This window comes from Streptomyces sp. NBC_01463, from assembly GCA_036227345.1.
GTDB lineage: Bacteria > Actinomycetota > Actinomycetes > Streptomycetales > Streptomycetaceae > Streptomyces.
Genome location: CP109468.1, coordinates 222,671 through 237,956 on the forward strand (window position 1 = coordinate 222,671; position 15,286 = coordinate 237,956).

The window sequence follows — 15,286 nt, forward strand, 5'->3', positions numbered from 1 at the left end:
CGCCAGACCTGGCGGCAGGGTGTCGATTACGTTCCAGGTAATGGTCACGGCTGTACGGGAGCACCTCATGCCCCACGTCCCGGTCAACCCACGCAGTCCGCAGAGGCCTTCTGAACTGCACTGATGAGCCCCTCCAAGGGAGCTACACCCAACTCCGTTCCACCGCCTACCTGTTGCTGCTGGTAGGGCACGACACCACCATGAACCTCATCGGGAACGGCATGCTCGCCCTGCTCCGTAATCCCGGCGAGGCCGCCCGCCTCACCGGACCGGAGTCGGGACCCGGCCTGGTCACCACCGCAGTCGAAGAACTGCTGCGCTACGACTCTCCGGTACGGGACGCCACGTTCCGGTGCGCAGCAGAACCGATCGATCTCCACGGGCAGCTGATCGGCGAAGGCGACATCGTCAGCCTCCTGATCGGTTCCGCCAACCGGGACGAGTCCCGATTCCGTGACGCGAACCGGCTCGATGTGGGGCGGGCGCCCAATGACCATCTCGCCTTCGGGTACGGACCTCACTTCTGCATCGGCGCCGCCCTGGCCCGCCTGGAAGGCGCCGTTGCCTTCCCCCTGCTCCTCGAACGCCTGGGCCCCGTCGTGCTGGCCAAGCCCGCCGATGAGCTGGCCTGGCGGCCGGCCCGGGTGATGCGCGGACTGGCTGCGCTGCCCGTCGTTCGGACCTGACCGCACCGCCACGATTGCCGCCACATCTCCCAACAAGGAGCACACCGGATGGACAGCCAAGACCCCGTGGTGGTGACCGAGCCCCGCGCCGGCGTTCTGCTCATCACGCTGAACAGGCCACATGTCCGCAACGCCGTGGACCAGTCCCTTGCCGACGCCATGGACGCGGCCCTGACACGGCTGGAGAACGACTCCCGCCTGGCCATCGGCGTCCTTGCCGGAGCGGGCGGTCACTTCTGCTCGGGCATGGACCTCAAGGCGTTCCCCACCGACGCCATCCCCGTCGTCGGTGACCATGGGCTCGCAGGGCTGACCCGCGCCCGAATCCGTAAGCCGCTCATCGCCGCCGTCGAGGGCGCGGCCGTCGCCGGCGGATTCGAGCTCGCCCTCGCCTGCGACCTCATCACGGCCGCCGACACCGCGTTCTTCGCCCTGCCCGAGGTCGCGCGCGGACTCATCGCCGCCGAAGGCGGAGCCATCCGTCTCCCCTACCACGTGGCCATGGAGATGCTCCTCACCGCCGCCCCGCTGCCCGCTCCGGACGCGGCCCGGTACGGGCTCGTCAATCAGCTCACCCCCGAGGGTGGCGCCCTCGGCGCGGCCCTTGTCCTGGCCGAGCGCGTCCAGGCCCACTCCCGCGACGCCGTCCGTGTCACGAAACAGGGCGTGCAGGACACCCGCGGCCTCGACGACCACACCGGCTACAGCGTCCAGGATCCCCTCAGCACACCTGTCTTCGCCACAGCCGCCGCGACGGAGGGCGCCTCCGCGTTCACCGAGAAACGTCCTCCGGCCTGGCAGCGGTGACGCCGTCCGTCCGGCAGACGGACCAGTTTCTGATTGGCCCTCGATGTCCAGCCGTGCACCCTGCTTCCCCGGTCCCGGTCCCGGCCATGGAGCGGGTGCTCTCGCTCCGGGGCCTCAGTCGAGGGGCAGACCCTGCATCTGCCCTAGAGTGCGGGCTCCTGAGCCATGGAGCAGACTGCCGTCGCAGGTAGGCAGTTCGCCCTGCACCTTCTCCAGGTGCGCCGCATCCACGTAGCCCACGGAGATGTCTCCCTTGTCGGTGAAGTCCTTCGTGTAGCTGCGGTCGTGATCCGTCCCCATGGCCAGCAGTCGCTTGCTGTCGAGGAGGACGCCGTAGTACAGCCTGTCGGAGTTCAGCTTGTCCACGGCCGAGCAGAGCACGGGTGCCTCTTCGCCACGCCGCGGGTGGCAATTGGGCTTTGCCTGGTTGCACAGCTCGGTGTCACTGACCTTGAGCACCGTGCAGTCGGCCTCGGAATCACCCGTGCAGGAGACAGGCATGATGTTGAGGGGCGGGCTCACACTGGGTCTCTCGTAGACGCTGGTCCAGGCCGCGCTGACGGCCGTCCTACGGACCTCGGGACGCGCGCACAGGTCGATGTCCGCCGTCCCTCCGAACTTTTCGTCCTGCACGGTCACCGCGTGCTTTTCGGGGCAGTCCCGTGACGCGTCCTCGTCGACCCCTCCCCCGTCTGCCGCACCGCCCGCGGCTGTTGGGGCCGCGGTGTCGGCACCCGTGTCGGCCGAGGATCCGCAGCCGGCGAGGGACAGCGCCAGGACGACTGCGAGGAGGGGAGAGACGAGGACGCGATGGGACACGAAGAGCACCTCTTGTTCGGCGGGCGGATGGTCCGGATACGGGCAGCGACGCGTAGGTGCCGGTGGCGCGGTACGGGAAGCAGATGCTCGCAGGGTTCGCTGTCGAGGCCGTCGGTGGAACCACGTACCTCGCTACGCAATGACCGGGCGGCCGCCTCACCCGCTGAACTACGTATCGCTCTCAGGGAAATCACTGACTCGCGGCGCCGCGATGGGTGCGAGAGTCGTGGGCGGTCCGGTGATCCGTGCACATGACCGTCGGTCTGGGTGACGGCCGGCTTCAGGGGGGCGGGCGCTGTGGCACGAACGGCAGGGACATGGGAGCGGAGGGTCGGCCGGACCGGAATGGTCGTCTCTCTCGCTGTCGCCGGGTGGCTGATATGGCTGCTTCCGGGACCCCACCTGGCGGCTGTCCTGGGGTTCGGTCCCGTGGACGGCGTCATGACGATCTCCTCGTGCTACGAGTCGACCGACGCGGAGGGCTATCAGGACGGTACCGACTGCACAGGGACGTACACGCCGCGCGCGGCGGGCGAGCCCCGGCGTCGGATCACGCTGGACAAGGCTGCCGAGTCGCACGCGCCCGGCAGCACCGTGGAGGTGCGGTTGGCGAGAGGCAGAGCCCACGAACTCTCGGGCTACGCGCTGGGCACGTGGGTCACTGTCACCGGGCTCCTCCTCGGTCCGTTCCTCGCCCTGTCGCTGTCGTTCCGCGCCAGTGCTCGGGATGGCACGTGGAGCCACAACGGTGACTACGTCCTGCTCTTCATCGCCGCGGAGATCGCCGCTCTCGTCTTCGGCGTCCTGGTGGGCGTTCTCGTCTCCATCGGCACCGCCCTGTTCGGCTGAGCGGACGACGTACGGCACGCACCGCGTACGCGGCAGGGCCCGGACGCGACATGTGTACGACTCCCGAACGACCCTCCCCCCAACGTGGTAGACAATGTCGTGGAGTTCGGTGGAGAGAGCGCACACGTCGGAGCGCCCGAAGGTGCTGCCAGGCGTCACGACGGCGGGAGCCCGCTCGTCGGACGCATGGCCGAACTGGCGGTGCTCGACTCGGTGATCGAGCGGCTGGGCCATGGGGCGCCGCCCGTCGTCGACATCACGGGCGCGGCAGGGATCGGCAAGAGCAGGCTGATGGCAGAGTTCTGCCGACGCGCGCGGCGTCGTGGGGTGACGGTGCTCCGCGGCCGGGCGGCGGAGTACGAACGGCACCTCCCTTTCCATCCGTTCGCCGACGCGTTCGCCGATCTGATCGAGCGGCCACCGCACGACGAATCGCACCTGGACGCGGTCCCTCGCATCCTCGGCGGCCATGGCGACGGGTCGGTGCCGGCCGCTACCGACCGCTTCGGTCTCCACCGTTCGGTGGCAGGGCTGTTGGCGCAGCTCGGCCGGGCCGGCGGTCTGGTGGTGGCGCTGGACGACGTGCACTGGGCCGACCCGGCGTCACTGGAGTTCCTGGACCACCTCGTCCGGCATCCGGTGTCCGGCCCTGTGGTCCTCGTCGTCGCCCGCCGCGACCGGCAGACGCCGACGGCGCTCTCCGCCGTGCTCGCCCGCGAAGCCGATGCCGGCGCGGTGCTGCGGATCGGTCTGGCGCCGCTCGCGGAGCAGGATTGCGTCGAAGGGCTCGCCCCCGATCTGCCGCGAGCCCGGGCCGCGCAGCTGTACGCCGCGGGCGAGGGCAACCCGCTCTACTTCCTGTCCCTCCTGCACGCACACCGCGAGGACGCCGCGCGACGGCGTGCCTCATCCTCATCCCGTGCCTCCGTCTTCCCCTTCACCTCCGGCCCCGCCTCCGCCTCCGCCTCCGTTGAGAACGGAATCGGCGAACTGCCCTCGGGGCTCGGCGCGCTGCTGCTGAATGAGCTGGACCCGCTGAGCCCGTCGCAGCGCGGGACTCTGGAGGCGATCGCCGTACTCGGCGATCACGCCGTGCTCCCGGTGATCGGCAGGGCGACCGGACGTACCGATGCCGAGCTCGACGATGATCTGACGAACCTGGAGCGGCGTGACCTCGTGCGGCGGGCCGCGGGCGGCCGCATGGTGTTGCGCCATCCGGTGATCCGGGCCCTGGTCCACGAGTCCACCGCGGCCCGGCGGCGCGTCGAGATCCATCGCGCTGCCGCCGCCGAGCTCGCCCGAACCGGAGCACCTGCCGTGGAACAGGCGCGGCACGTCGAACGGTCGGTGACCACGTGGGACCCGCATGCGTACGCCGTGCTGAGGCAGGCTGCCGAGGAGACCGCGTCGTCGGCTCCGACAAGTTGCGCACACTGGCTCCGGGCTGCTTTACGGATCCTGCCCGATACGGTGGAACGCGGCGCCGAACGAAGGGTTTTGATGCTCCGGCAGGCACGCGCACTCGGCGTCGCCGGAGGCCTCCAGGAGAGCCGCGACCTGTTGCACGCGGTGATCAGCACCGCCGGTCCGGACGAGGCCGATGTCCGAACGTCGGCGGTCGTGCTGTGCGCCTTGACGGAGCGACACCTCGGAAGATACCCCGAGGCGATCGCGCTGCTGCGCCGCGAGCTGAGCAGGCAGCCTGTGCCGTCGCCGGCCCAGAGGGTGTCGATCGGACTCGAACTGAGTTCGTCCGCACCGCACAACACCCCCTACCCGCAGATGCGGGACCACGTCGCACAGACCCTCGCGGATGCCCGCGCCGTCGGCAACGAACCGGGCGAGGCGGGGGCCCTGGCGGTCGCAGCGTTCGGCGAGGCCTACGAGGGCGGCATGGCCAGCGCGAGCACATACGCGGCGCAGGCGGCCGGACTGCTGGACGGTCTGCCCGACGACGACCTCACCGCGTTGTGCGAACCGCTGGGCAGACTGGGCTGGGCGGAGGCGTTCCTCGGCCGCTTCACCGATGCCGAACGCCACGCCGACCGGGGCCTCGGGATCGCCCGGCGCACCGGGCAGGTCTACCTCCTGCCCCTCCTGCTGCTGTGCAAGGCACACGTACGGATACAGACCTGCCGTCTGCCGTCCGCCTGCGAACTGGCGGACGAGGCCGAGGACATCGCCCGCGGCATCGGCAGCGGCGAACTGCTGGCCTTCGTCCTGGCGAACAAGGCTCAGGTACGCATCGCGGCGTCCGCACCCGGTGACCAGGAGGCTCTGGGGGCCGCCGAGGAGGCCGTTGCGTCCATGGGGCCGAGCGACAACTGGCGGGCCTCCATGGCCTGGTGCATGCTCGGCTACGCCGCGCTCACCGGCGGCGATCCGCACCGCGCACGGGACGCTCTCCTCCGGGCCGGAGGAGATGATCTGCGTGGTCTGCAGCCCTCGATGCGTCCGCTCCTGTCGGAACTCCTCGTCACGGCGGCCCTCGCCACAGGGGATGTCGACGCCGCGACCGCATGGGCCGAGCGGGCCCACGACGAGGCGGAGCGGCTCGGTCTGCCCGTACAGCGCGCGGCCGCGATGCGGAGTGCGGCCCAGCTGGCACTGCACGGCGGTGCCCCGGCCAGGGCGGCGACACTGCTCGCGGAGGCGGCGGCGGAATGCGCACGGGCCGGGGCGGTGTTCTGGGAGGCGCGGTCATTGCTGCTCGCGGCCCCGGCGATGACCGCCGCCGGACTCGAAGCGCGCGGTGCGGCCATGTGGGAACAGGGCCGCAGACTCGCCGCCGGCGGAGGCGCGGGCCTGCTGCTCGGCCTGGCGGAGATGACCCGGCCGCCCGTGCCCGTGGCGCCGCCCTCCACGGTTCCGCCGTGGCTGGCCTCCTTGACGGTACGCGAACGGGAGGTAGCCGAACTGGTGGCCGAGGGCCTCACCAACCAGGCGATCGCCACCAGGCTCTACCTCAGTCCGCGCACCGTCGAGACCCACCTCTCCCGGGTGTTCCGTAAGACGGATGTCGCGACCCGGGCGGGGCTCGCGGCGCTCATGGCCCGTTCCTGACGCCGGAAGAGGTGGCCATCGGGGCGGGCATCCTGGTGGCCGGACTCATCACTCGATCTCGCCTTCGGGTGTGGTCCCCGCGATCACCAGTGGCTCTACATCGGTCGCCGGTCGCCGGGTTCCTGGCTGCTGTTGGCGGGTGAACCGAACGGAAGGGCCGTCGACGCGGTGTCGGCCTCGGCTGCGTCGGCGAGAGCCTCCGCGGCGGCCTCGGCGGCCTGAGCCGCGTCGTCGGCGGCCTCCGCGGCTCTGTTGTCCGGGGACTTCTCACGGGTTGCCGGTGAGGGGGGCAGTTTCTCGCCGAAGGCCCGGGACACGCCTTCGAGTGCCGCGGTGACCTCGCTGGGGATGACCCAGAACGTGCTGCCCGGGCCCTGTGCGAGCTGGGGCAGCATCTGCATGTACTGGTAGGCGAGCAGCTTGGGGTCGGGGTCGTTGCGGTGCACGGCCTGGAAGACCTCGTCGACGGCGCGGGCCTGGCCCTCGGCCTTGAGGATCTCGGCGGTGCGGTTGCCCTCCGCGCGCAGGACGGCGGACTGCTTGTCGCCTTCGGCGGTGAGGATCTGCGACTGCCGTTGCCCTTCGGCCCCGAGGATCGCGGCCCGCTTGTCCCGCTCGGCGCGCATCTGCTTCTCCATCGCGTCCTTGATGGACTGCGGGGGGTCGATGGCCTTGATCTCCACGCGGTTGACGCGCAGCCCCCATTTGCCGGTGGCGTCGTCCAGAACACCGCGCAGCTGGTTGTTGATGGTGTCGCGCGAGGTGAGCGTCATCTCCAGGTCCATGGAACCCACGACGTTACGCAGGGTGGTCACGGTGAGCTGCTCGACGCCGTGCAGGAAGTCATCGATCTCGTAGGCGGCCGCTCGTGGATCGGTGACCTGGAAGTAGAGGACGGTGTCGATCTCGACGACCAGGTTGTCCTCGGTGATGACCGGCTGCGGTTTGAAAGAGACGACCTGTTCTCGCAGGTCGATCAGCGGATAGACCCGGTCGACGTACGGAATGACGAGGTTCAGGCCGGGCTTCAGCGTGCGGCGGTAGCGGCCCAGGCGTTCGACATTCCGAGCGCGCGCCTGCGGCACGATCCGGACCGCCCGCACCACTGTGAAGACCGCGATCAGAGCGACGATCACACCGGCTATGAGCAGCGCCGAGACTTCCATGGCTCACTCCCGTGGGTAGACGAACGCGGTGGCGCCACTGATCTTCATGACGTCGACTGCCGTGCCGGGTGGGATGGTCTGCGTTTCGTCGTAGGAGCGGGCCGTCCACTCCTCACCGCCGATGCGCACCCTGCCGTCGAGCGCTGTCACCTCCGAGACGGTCCGAGCGGCCTGACCCACCAAGGCGTCGATGCCGAACCGTTCCGTCGGAGGCGCAAGTACATGACGCACGACCAGGGGGCGCACGAACAGCAGGCTGACGGTCGCGACCGCGGTGAAAACGACGAACTGCAGAGGGAGCGGCAGACCGAGCGCCGCCGTACCTGCGGTGGCAAGTGCGGCCACCCCCAGGATTCCCAGCGCGGCGGTCAGGGTGAAGATCTCGACGACGCCCAGGACCCCTGCGGCGATCAGCCAGATCAGCCATGGATCCATGGGCCCTCCTCCCGCTGCACATCGGCGCCCGTCAGACGCAGGCGCCTCACCCCGGGGCTGCATGCCAGCGTGAAGAACCCACAGCTCCTACCTTGGACATGCCCGCATTTGTCGCATGAAAACCGTTTCATCCTTTATGGAAGACAGAAGGGCGGGACCTTGCCGGACGGGGCGGCGCCGGTCGTGACTCTGCCGTCACCCCGGGCGACGCCACACACTCAAGGTCCGCAACCGGTCTCGGGTTCGTCGTGAATGGTCAGCGCCCCGGCGAGGTCGAGGTCCGCGACAGTGCCGTGGGCACCGGCGCGGACGAGCAGCACCGCACCGAGCGCGGTGCTCCAGAACGTCCTGGCCTCCACGTCGAGCGGTCGGCGCGCCCTCCAGCCTCGACCGTCGACGAGCTGACTCACGAAGCGCTCCGACTGCCGGAACAGCAACTGGAGGTGCCGGTCGACCACGGGTGCGAGTTCGGGTTTGGAGATTCCGGCGGCGAGCGCTCGCGCGACCGACGGGAGCGAGGGCATGGCCATGACGGCGCGGGCGATGTTGCGCCGGAACGCGGCCGCGTCGGGGGCCTGGCTTCCGATGCGCTCCACCCGTCGGGCGTCGTGCAGCAGGCCGAGGAAGGCCGCGTGCACGAGCAGCGAGTCCTTGGAGCCGAAGTAGTAGGTGACCTGGTTCGGGAAGGCGCCTGCCGCGTTCGCGATCTCCGCGACGCTCACCTCGGCACCGGGCCGTTCCCTGCAGAGCCGTGCTGTCGCCTCGATCAGCCTGCGCCTCGTCGCGCGACCGCGGTCACGCGGTCGCGCGGATGTTGAACGAGCTTCGGTTCGCTTCTTCTCCACAGCCGAATTGTATGTGATACAACAATCCCTGTTCACTTGTATCGCATACAAGAAAGGTTGAGGAGCATGCATCGGACTGAGGTCGTCGTGACGGGACTCGGCGCGATCACGCCACTCGGCGGAGACGTGGCGTCCACGTGGGAGGCCCTGCTTGCCGGCCGCTCCGGCATCCGTGGCGGCGTCCTGCGCGGCCACGAGGGTGTCGGTCTGCCCGAAACCGTCGCGGGGACGATGGCGGTCGACCCCGCCGAACTGCTGCTGCCGGTACGGGCCAGGCGGCTCGACCGCTCCCAGCAGGCGGCCCTCGCCGCCGCGGCCGAGGCCTGGGCCGATGCGGGCACCCCGGAGGTGGACCCGGACCGGCTCGCCTCTGCGATCGGGACGGGCATCGGCGGCGTACGGACGCTGCTGAAGGAAGACGACACACTGGAGGCGACCGGAACCCGGCGCGTCTCGCCCCGCACGATCCCGATGATCATGCCCAATGCGGCAGCGGCGCTGATCAGCATCGAATACGGCGCACGGGCCGGGGCCTACACGCCGGTCTCGGCCTGCTCCTCCGGCGCCGAGGCGATCGCACTGGCGGCCAGGCTCATTCGTTCCGGCGAGGCCGACGTAGTCATCGCGGGCGGCACCGAGGCCGCCCTCACCCCGATCACCGTCGCCGGCTTCGCCCAGGCGCAGGCACTGTCGCGGCACACCTCCGAACCCGCTTCGGCGTCACGGCCGTTCGCCGCGGACCGCAGCGGATTCGTCCTCAGCGAAGGCGCGGCTGTCATGGTGCTCGAAAGCGCCGACCACGCCCGCGCCCGAGGGGCGCGCGTCCACGCCACACTCGCGGGCGCCGGCATCACCGCGGACGCTCACCACATCACGGCTCCCGCCGCCGACGGCTCCGGTCAGATCCCGGCCATGCGGAAGGCCCTCGCGCAAGCCGGCCTGGCTCCCGAGCAGATCAGCCACGTCAACGCCCACGCCACCGGCACTCCGGTCGGCGACGCCGCCGAAGCCCGTGCGATCGGGGAAGTATTCGGCCGCGCCACCGTGACGGCCCCCAAGGCGTCCCTCGGCCATCTCTTCGGTGCCGCCGGTGCGATCGAAGCGCTCGTCGCCGTCCTCAGCGTGGAGCACGGCGTCATTCCACCCACCCGCAACCTCGCCTCGGCAGGCGTCGGTCCCGACATCGATCTCGATGTCGTCACAGAGCCACGAGAGGTCCCCCAGGAGGCCGTACTCAGCAACTCGTTCGGCTTCGGTGGACAGAACGTCTCACTCGTCGTCACCGGCGCTCGGCATCCCCTGTCCCCAACGCCCGCGAAGGCACTCTGACGCACTCGTAGACAGTGTCTAACCCATCCTGGTAGACACTGTCTATGGAACGTGGGAGCTCTCTCAGGGAACGGTTGGCCGACGTCCGAGTGGACCTCGTGATGGCCGAAGGAACCGCCTCGCCGCGTGCTGCGCGGGATCGTCGGCCGGGCGGGGGCGTCACTCGGGGTTCCGCGTCGGTGCCTGTCTCAGCGGCCTGCGCCGCTCGCCCCGGTCCGGTGAACCCGTGACCGCCGTAGTGGGGCAGCGCCTCGCACTCGTGGCCAGTGTGGCCGGCGCGATGATCGTCGCGCTGGACGGCACCGCCCTCATGGTGGCGCAGCCCAGCCTGCAACGTGACTTCGACGCGAGCGTGGCACAGGTCCAGTGGACCAGTACCGCCTACCTGCTCGCGGTGGCCGCGCTCCTCGTCATCGCCGGGCGCTTGGGTGACCGGTACGGTCACTCCCGGATGCTGTTCGTCGGCGTCCTCGGCTTCGCCGCGGCATCCGCCGGCATCGGGCTCGCTCCCGGCGTCGGCTGGGTGATCGCTCTGCGTGCCGTACAAGGTGTGTTCGGTGCGCTCCTCCAGCCGGCAACGCTCGCCCTGCTGAGGCTGGCGTACCCGGCGGATCGCCTCGGGAGGCCCGTCGCCATCCGCACCAGCGCGATCGGGGTGGCCGCGGCAGCCGGTCCGGCACTCGGAGGCCTTCTCGTCGCACACCTGGGCTGGCGTGCCGTGTTCTGGATCAACGTGCCCGTAGCGCTCGCGATCGCCGCCTTCACTCTCCGCGTGAGAGTGCCGGTGCCCTCACGCACCGGGCATCAGAGGCTCAACCTCACCGGAGCGGCGCTGATCGCGACTGTTCTCGCACTCCTGGTGCACACCCTGTCGGGCATACCGGCGCACGGCTGGGCCTCCGCGCCCACCTGGCTCGGCCTCGCCGCCGTGGCGGGCGGCGCGGTGGCACTGGCCGGGCACGAACGCCGCGCCGCGCACCCGATCGTCGCGCCGGTCGTGGCGCGGTCCGTACCGGTGACGGCGTCGGTAGCCATCCTGTTGGTCACCACCGGCGGGATGTTCGGCGCGCTGTTCGTGACCACGTTCTTCTTCCAGGACGTACTCGGGCTCTCCCCCCTTGCCAGCGGTCTGAGGGCGCTCCCGCTGACCGCGCTCATGGTCGTCGGTGCGCCCGTCGCCGGCGCCGCGCTGCGCCGGTACGGTCCACGCCGCACGGCGATCCTCGGTACGGTCCTCGTCGTCCTTGGGATCGGAGGTCTGTCCCGGCTCGCCTCCACAAGTAGCTGGGCGGTGACCGGCGTGGCCTTTGCCGTCCTCGGTGCGGGATTCGCCACTGTCATGGTCACTGCCACGGCCACCGTCGTGGGTGAGGCCCCGGCGGGATACGCCGGGGTCATCGGTGGACTCAAGCAGACTGCCATGAACGTCGGTCCGGCCCTCGGGATCGCCGTCGCCGCGGGCATCACCCCAGCCATGTCGGCTTCGGCGACGGCTCCCACCCTGGGGGTCCTCGCCGGACTCGCGGCACTCGCGCTGGTTCCGGCATCGATGCTGCCGACCCAGACGGCCCACCACGCACGACGACGTGGCACGGCCGTCCCGGCCGCTCACGACATCCGCGCCGGTGACCAACCGGGATGACCCCCGGGGGTCATGACCTCGCGCCCCGGCGCCACCGGACGATCCGGGTCAGCCTCCGACCGTGAGCTGGATGTTGCCGATGCGCCCCATCCCGTCGAACGAGACGACGGCGGCGTTCCCGGTCGGCAGATCGGCGATCAGCCGGTCGCCTTCCATGCGCTGTGGCACCCCGTGGTGCTCGAAGTACCCGGTGACGGCCTGCCGCGGCGAACGCCCGATGAGTGAGACACCGGCCATGAGCACGCGGGGCAGGGCGACCGGATCGAGCCGGGCGCTCGGCACCTTCGGGTCGTCGGGCAGGAAGTACACCTGGGTGCCGGGCCCGGCGGGCTGCCCTATGTAGCCGGGAGCGTTGGTGACCCCCATCCCCGCGAAGGCCAGCATCTCGGCGGCCCGCCGGGGATCGTCGAACCCGGACAGATCGAGTTCCTGAGCGGTGAACTCAGGAATGCCGTGCGCCTGTCCGTACCGTGCCACGGCAGCGGACAACGCCACGACCTCGCTCCCGCCGAGCCCCGGGTTCGCCCAGCCCCACAGCCAGGAACCCTGCTCCATGTCGTACGTCCCGAGGACACCGACCCGTAGCTGCACCTCACCCTGCTGGTACGCACACGTCGGCAGGTCCGCGGTCCACGGTGCCTCGGGCAGGAACTCCATGAGCGCCTCGAGCTGGGCGGCGCCCCAGACGGAGTGGCGCTCGGCCTCGAGCAGGAACTGGTCGCTGAATCCGTTAGTCATGATCACGAGCGTAGGGGGCGAGCCCAACGACGGTCAGCCCGGGCCGCCTTCTGGCCCGGGCGATCGCTCGCCCGCCGGCTCGCGCTGTCGAATCCGGCAAGAAATCTCAGCGCGACGTCATGAGAATGGCGGGGTGCCGCCTCTCTTCCATGAACGGCCACCGCGCCTCCTGAGCGCCACCGGCCCACGATGCACGGGAGGTTGGACGGTGGAGCTCACTGCCGCAGTCCTGTCCGCGGTTGTTCCTCTGGTCCCTGCGGTCAGGCGTTGGCTGGACAGCGTGGCGCTTCGCAACCGGTCCTCGGCCCGGGCCGAGATCATTCGTGCCCGGTCGGCCGGCCAGGGCGGCTCCCGGGGCAGGGGCACGGAACGAGAAGGGCGGGAAGGCAATGGCTGAGCACGAGGCGGTGTCCGCCGAGGCGCTGGGCGCCCTGTACGCGAAGTACCGGAGCAGCCTCACGAACACCGCTCAGCAGGCACTCCTCGCCCACGGAGTGCCGGAGTCGGTCGTCTCGGCCGAGGATCTCGTGCAGAACGCCTTCGCGAAGGTGCTGCGGCGTCCGGCGTCCGTCGAGTACCCGGTCAGCTATCTGCGCGTGGTGATCCGTACGGAGGCGGCCAACCGGGCCCGGCAGCAGGCCCGGCGCAGTGGGCTGGAGGCACGGCGTGCGGCGGATCCGCTGCGGTTCGACCCCTTGCAGTCGGCGGACATGGCCGCCCTGGTGGCCAACCGCTGTGCCGTCGAGCAGGCCATGAGCGTCCTGACGCTCCCGCAGCGCACCGCCGTGTGGGCGACGAAGGGGCTGGACTGCACCCAGGCCGAGACCGCGGCCCTGATGGGGAAGGCGCCCGGCACGGTCGCCACCCACGTCTCGCGTGGCATGGTGCTTCTGCGCGCGAGCCTCGTTGCCGCCCTGGTCGCCGGCATCGTCTGCGTGACCGGCCGGTTCATCGGCGATCCGCTGCAGCACACCCCACCCGCGAGGGAGCCGGGCGGGGGATCCGGCCCGCTCTCCCCGCAGTGGTGGTCCGAGGGAGGAGCCCTGCTGCCGGTCCTGTACGCGCACTGGCAGGTGTTCGGCCCGCTGTCGCTGGTCGCCACGTGCGGCGTTCTCTTCTGGCTACGGCGGCGCTTCAGGTCCCTCAACAGGTCCGAGCCGCCCTACGGGACACCATTCGGCACCTGGCTGGGCCTCCGGCGGACCGGGCGGGCCTGGCGGAGTGCGACGAGACGGCTCGGGCTGCCCTTCACCGCAAGGAAGTTGACCCGTGACGCCATCGTGTTCGTCGCCCCTGGCGACCTCTCCGCCGACGCCTTGGTGCGAGGGATGGAGGCGGTCACCGCCCTGATGGAGCGAAAGCTGGGGCGCGTGGTTCATCTGGAGCCATTCGGCGGGCTCACGCCGCAGCGGCGGGGCTCCCCCAACCTCCGGCTGCTGGACGCGTTCGAACTGACGGGATGGTCCAGAGGCGAACTCGCCAGAATGGTGAACCGGCAGGCGGCCGCCATGGGCCACCCGCAGATCGCCACCGACACCTCGCGGGTGCGCCGTTGGATCGACCTGGGAGAGACCCCGCGCGATCCCATGCCCCAGCTGCTCGCAACCCTGTTCACCGAGCGCCTCGGTCACGTCGTGACCGTCGATGATCTCGGCCTGGCCCGCCCCGCAAGCGGGTGGGCACGCCGCAACGGTACGGAGTCGCAGCACCCGGATTCGCTGCCATGGGCGCCGGAGCGGACCGCCACGGTGCTCACGGAGTTCACGGGCATGGACCTCATGCTCAACCGCCGCGGCTACGTGAGCGCACTGCTGCCGTCCGAGCGGCTGGATCCGCAGTCAGGGAGTGTGCTGACGAGGACAGCCCTGCCGGAACCCGGGCCAGGACAATCGGAGACCTGAACGACTCGCCGGGGTCAGTCCGTCTGCGTGTCCGGCGTTCCCTGGTGGTACCGCTGCTGCCAGTTGCCGCCCTCCCGCACCCAGACGGAACTGCGGTGCACCACTCCGCGGGCGTCCTCGGTGCGGAACCGGATGTGTGCGACGCCCGGAGCGAGCTCCACCACCCGGTCGAAAGTCACGGCCTGCACCTGGTCCGGGAGGGTGTGGAGGACCCGGATCACCTCCTCCCGCTCCCAGTACCGACCGGTGCGCCCGATCTCGTCGAAGTCGTGGTGGATCAGCTGCTCGAGCCGCTCGACATCGCTTCGGGCCTCCGCGCCGAGGAGCGACGACTCCAGGCGGACGATCTGCTCACGCAGTTCCGTCGGGGCGTGGGCCTCTCCCCGTTCGGGACCCGCGTCCGGGTCTGGTGCGACTGCCCAGGGGTGTGCGGCCGAGGCGGTCCCGGGGGATTTGCCCGCCCAGGCGAAATCCACCTCTCGGCCCGCTCTTTCGCGGCGGATCCCGTCGTGGGGCGAGGCACCGGGCGGGGGTCGGTCATGCGGGAGATGACGCAGTCCCCGGGGACGCGTGGGGGTGTCCTGCGGCCCTGCCGGCAGGGCCGCATCCGCGCCGGAACAGGTGCTGGGCCGACTCGCCCAGTGCGTGAGGGTCAGGTCCGCCTGCTCGAGAGCCGGGACCGGTCCGCGACTCCCGTGCCGTACGGGGGTCCGTACCCAGGAGCAGGCGGGCCTCGGTGAAGGTCTCCCTGAGGAAGCGCAGGGCCGGTTCGCTGTGGACCACCGTGTCGCACCAGACCCGGTCCAGGTAGGCGCTACCCATGCCGTGGAGACCGCTCGGAGAGTCGGATTGACCCAGTTCACCATCGATGCGGACCCGAACGCCGAGCCGTTCCACGAGGCCGTGGGCGGCGTCCTCACCAGCCGGGTTCCCTCCGGGCCGATTCCTGGCCGAACCCTTGCCCAGTACCTGCTCAGCATTCCGGGCTGATGCCACCCCGCTTCGC

General features: G+C 70.5%; 13 protein-coding genes and 2 pseudogenes. 9 read left to right on the top strand and 6 right to left on the bottom strand.

The annotated features are described in order from the left end of the window. Window positions 1–200: 200 nt before the first annotated feature. Both OG521_01020 and OG521_01025 read left to right on the top strand, forming a co-directional pair. Window positions 201–686, top strand: a complete 486-nt coding sequence (locus tag OG521_01020) for a cytochrome P450 (protein WUW19438.1) — start codon at window positions 201–203, stop codon at window positions 684–686. 48 nt (window positions 687–734) lie between these two features. Next, window positions 735–1,493, top strand: coding sequence for a crotonase/enoyl-CoA hydratase family protein (locus OG521_01025; GenBank protein WUW19439.1), 759 nt, complete (start codon window positions 735–737; stop codon window positions 1,491–1,493). Between the two features lie 114 nt (window positions 1,494–1,607). Here OG521_01025 and OG521_01030 read toward each other — a convergent pair whose 3' ends face one another. Continuing rightward, a complete protein-coding gene (locus OG521_01030) occupies window positions 1,608–2,312 on the bottom strand; it encodes a hypothetical protein (GenBank protein ID WUW19440.1) in 705 nt (234 codons plus the stop codon). A gap of 441 nt (window positions 2,313–2,753) precedes the next feature. On the opposite strand from OG521_01030, the gene OG521_01035 reads away from it, so the two are divergent. Both OG521_01035 and OG521_01040 read left to right on the top strand, forming a co-directional pair. Further along, window positions 2,754–3,161, top strand: a complete 408-nt coding sequence (locus OG521_01035) for a hypothetical protein (GenBank protein ID WUW19441.1) — start codon at window positions 2,754–2,756, stop codon at window positions 3,159–3,161. A gap of 84 nt (window positions 3,162–3,245) precedes the next feature. Beyond that, window positions 3,246–6,224, top strand: a complete 2,979-nt coding sequence (locus tag OG521_01040; GenBank protein ID WUW19442.1) for an AAA family ATPase — start codon at window positions 3,246–3,248, stop codon at window positions 6,222–6,224. Between the two features lie 95 nt (window positions 6,225–6,319). On the opposite strand, the gene OG521_01045 is transcribed toward OG521_01040, so the two are convergent. The 3 genes from OG521_01045 to OG521_01055 all read right to left on the bottom strand — a co-directional run bounded on the left by OG521_01045 (window position 6,320) and on the right by OG521_01055 (window position 8,670). Then, window positions 6,320–7,390 carry an SPFH/Band 7/PHB domain protein gene (locus tag OG521_01045; GenBank protein ID WUW19443.1) on the bottom strand — a complete coding sequence of 357 codons (1,071 nt, stop codon included), beginning with the start codon at window positions 7,388–7,390 and terminating at the stop codon, window positions 6,320–6,322. 3 nt (window positions 7,391–7,393) lie between these two features. Beyond that, window positions 7,394–7,825: an NfeD family protein gene (locus OG521_01050; protein WUW19444.1), complete on the bottom strand. Its 432-nt coding sequence runs from the start codon at window positions 7,823–7,825 to the stop codon at window positions 7,394–7,396. A 218-nt stretch (window positions 7,826–8,043) separates the two neighbouring features. Further along, window positions 8,044–8,670, bottom strand: coding sequence for a TetR family transcriptional regulator (locus OG521_01055; GenBank protein ID WUW19445.1), 627 nt, complete (start codon window positions 8,668–8,670; stop codon window positions 8,044–8,046). A 66-nt stretch (window positions 8,671–8,736) separates the two neighbouring features. Here OG521_01055 and OG521_01060 point away from each other — a divergent pair, with 66 nt between their 5' ends. Both OG521_01060 and OG521_01065 read left to right on the top strand, forming a co-directional pair. Further along, on the top strand, window positions 8,737–9,999 hold the full coding sequence (locus tag OG521_01060; protein ID WUW19446.1) for a beta-ketoacyl-[acyl-carrier-protein] synthase family protein: 1,263 nt from the start codon (window positions 8,737–8,739) through the stop codon (window positions 9,997–9,999). 280 nt (window positions 10,000–10,279) lie between these two features. Further along, the gene (locus OG521_01065) at window positions 10,280–11,641 is read left to right on the top strand and encodes an MFS transporter (GenBank protein WUW26538.1); all 1,362 of its coding nucleotides are present in this window, start codon (window positions 10,280–10,282) and stop codon (window positions 11,639–11,641) included. Window positions 11,642–11,689: 48 nt separating this feature from the next. On the opposite strand, the gene OG521_01070 is transcribed toward OG521_01065, so the two are convergent. Next, window positions 11,690–12,379, bottom strand: a complete 690-nt coding sequence (locus OG521_01070) for a hypothetical protein (protein WUW19447.1) — start codon at window positions 12,377–12,379, stop codon at window positions 11,690–11,692. Between the two features lie 389 nt (window positions 12,380–12,768). Here OG521_01070 and OG521_01075 point away from each other — a divergent pair. Then, a pseudogene (locus OG521_01075) lies at window positions 12,769–13,254 on the top strand (sigma-70 family RNA polymerase sigma factor). 558 nt (window positions 13,255–13,812) lie between these two features. Then, a pseudogene (locus tag OG521_01080) lies at window positions 13,813–14,187 on the top strand (hypothetical protein). 107 nt (window positions 14,188–14,294) lie between these two features. Here OG521_01080 and OG521_01085 read toward each other — a convergent pair. Beyond that, entirely contained in the window at window positions 14,295–14,756 is a 462-nt protein-coding gene (locus OG521_01085; GenBank protein WUW19448.1) for a nuclear transport factor 2 family protein, read from the bottom strand. 373 nt (window positions 14,757–15,129) lie between these two features. Here OG521_01085 and OG521_01090 point away from each other — a divergent pair, with 373 nt between their 5' ends. Continuing rightward, window positions 15,130–15,270, top strand: a complete 141-nt coding sequence (locus tag OG521_01090) for a hypothetical protein (GenBank protein WUW19449.1) — start codon at window positions 15,130–15,132, stop codon at window positions 15,268–15,270. Window positions 15,271–15,286: the final 16 nt, after the last annotated feature.

What these genes read in the sequence shown, in the direction of transcription:
- OG521_01020 (WUW19438.1), top strand. Translation starts at nt 201, where the DNA reads ATGAACCTCATCGGGAACGGCATGCTCGCCCTGCTCCGTAATCCCGGC.
- OG521_01025 (WUW19439.1), top strand. Translation starts at nt 735, where the DNA reads ATGGACAGCCAAGACCCCGTGGTGGTGACCGAGCCCCGCGCCGGCGTT.
- OG521_01035 (WUW19441.1), top strand. Translation starts at nt 2,754, where the DNA reads ATGACGATCTCCTCGTGCTACGAGTCGACCGACGCGGAGGGCTATCAG.
- OG521_01045 (WUW19443.1), bottom strand. Translation starts at nt 7,390, where the DNA reads ATGGAAGTCTCGGCGCTGCTCATAGCCGGTGTGATCGTCGCTCTGATC.
- OG521_01050 (WUW19444.1), bottom strand. Translation starts at nt 7,825, where the DNA reads ATGGATCCATGGCTGATCTGGCTGATCGCCGCAGGGGTCCTGGGCGTC.
- OG521_01060 (WUW19446.1), top strand. Translation starts at nt 8,737, where the DNA reads ATGCATCGGACTGAGGTCGTCGTGACGGGACTCGGCGCGATCACGCCA.
- OG521_01065 (WUW26538.1), top strand. Translation starts at nt 10,280, where the DNA reads ATGATCGTCGCGCTGGACGGCACCGCCCTCATGGTGGCGCAGCCCAGC.
- OG521_01070 (WUW19447.1), bottom strand. Translation starts at nt 12,379, where the DNA reads ATGACTAACGGATTCAGCGACCAGTTCCTGCTCGAGGCCGAGCGCCAC.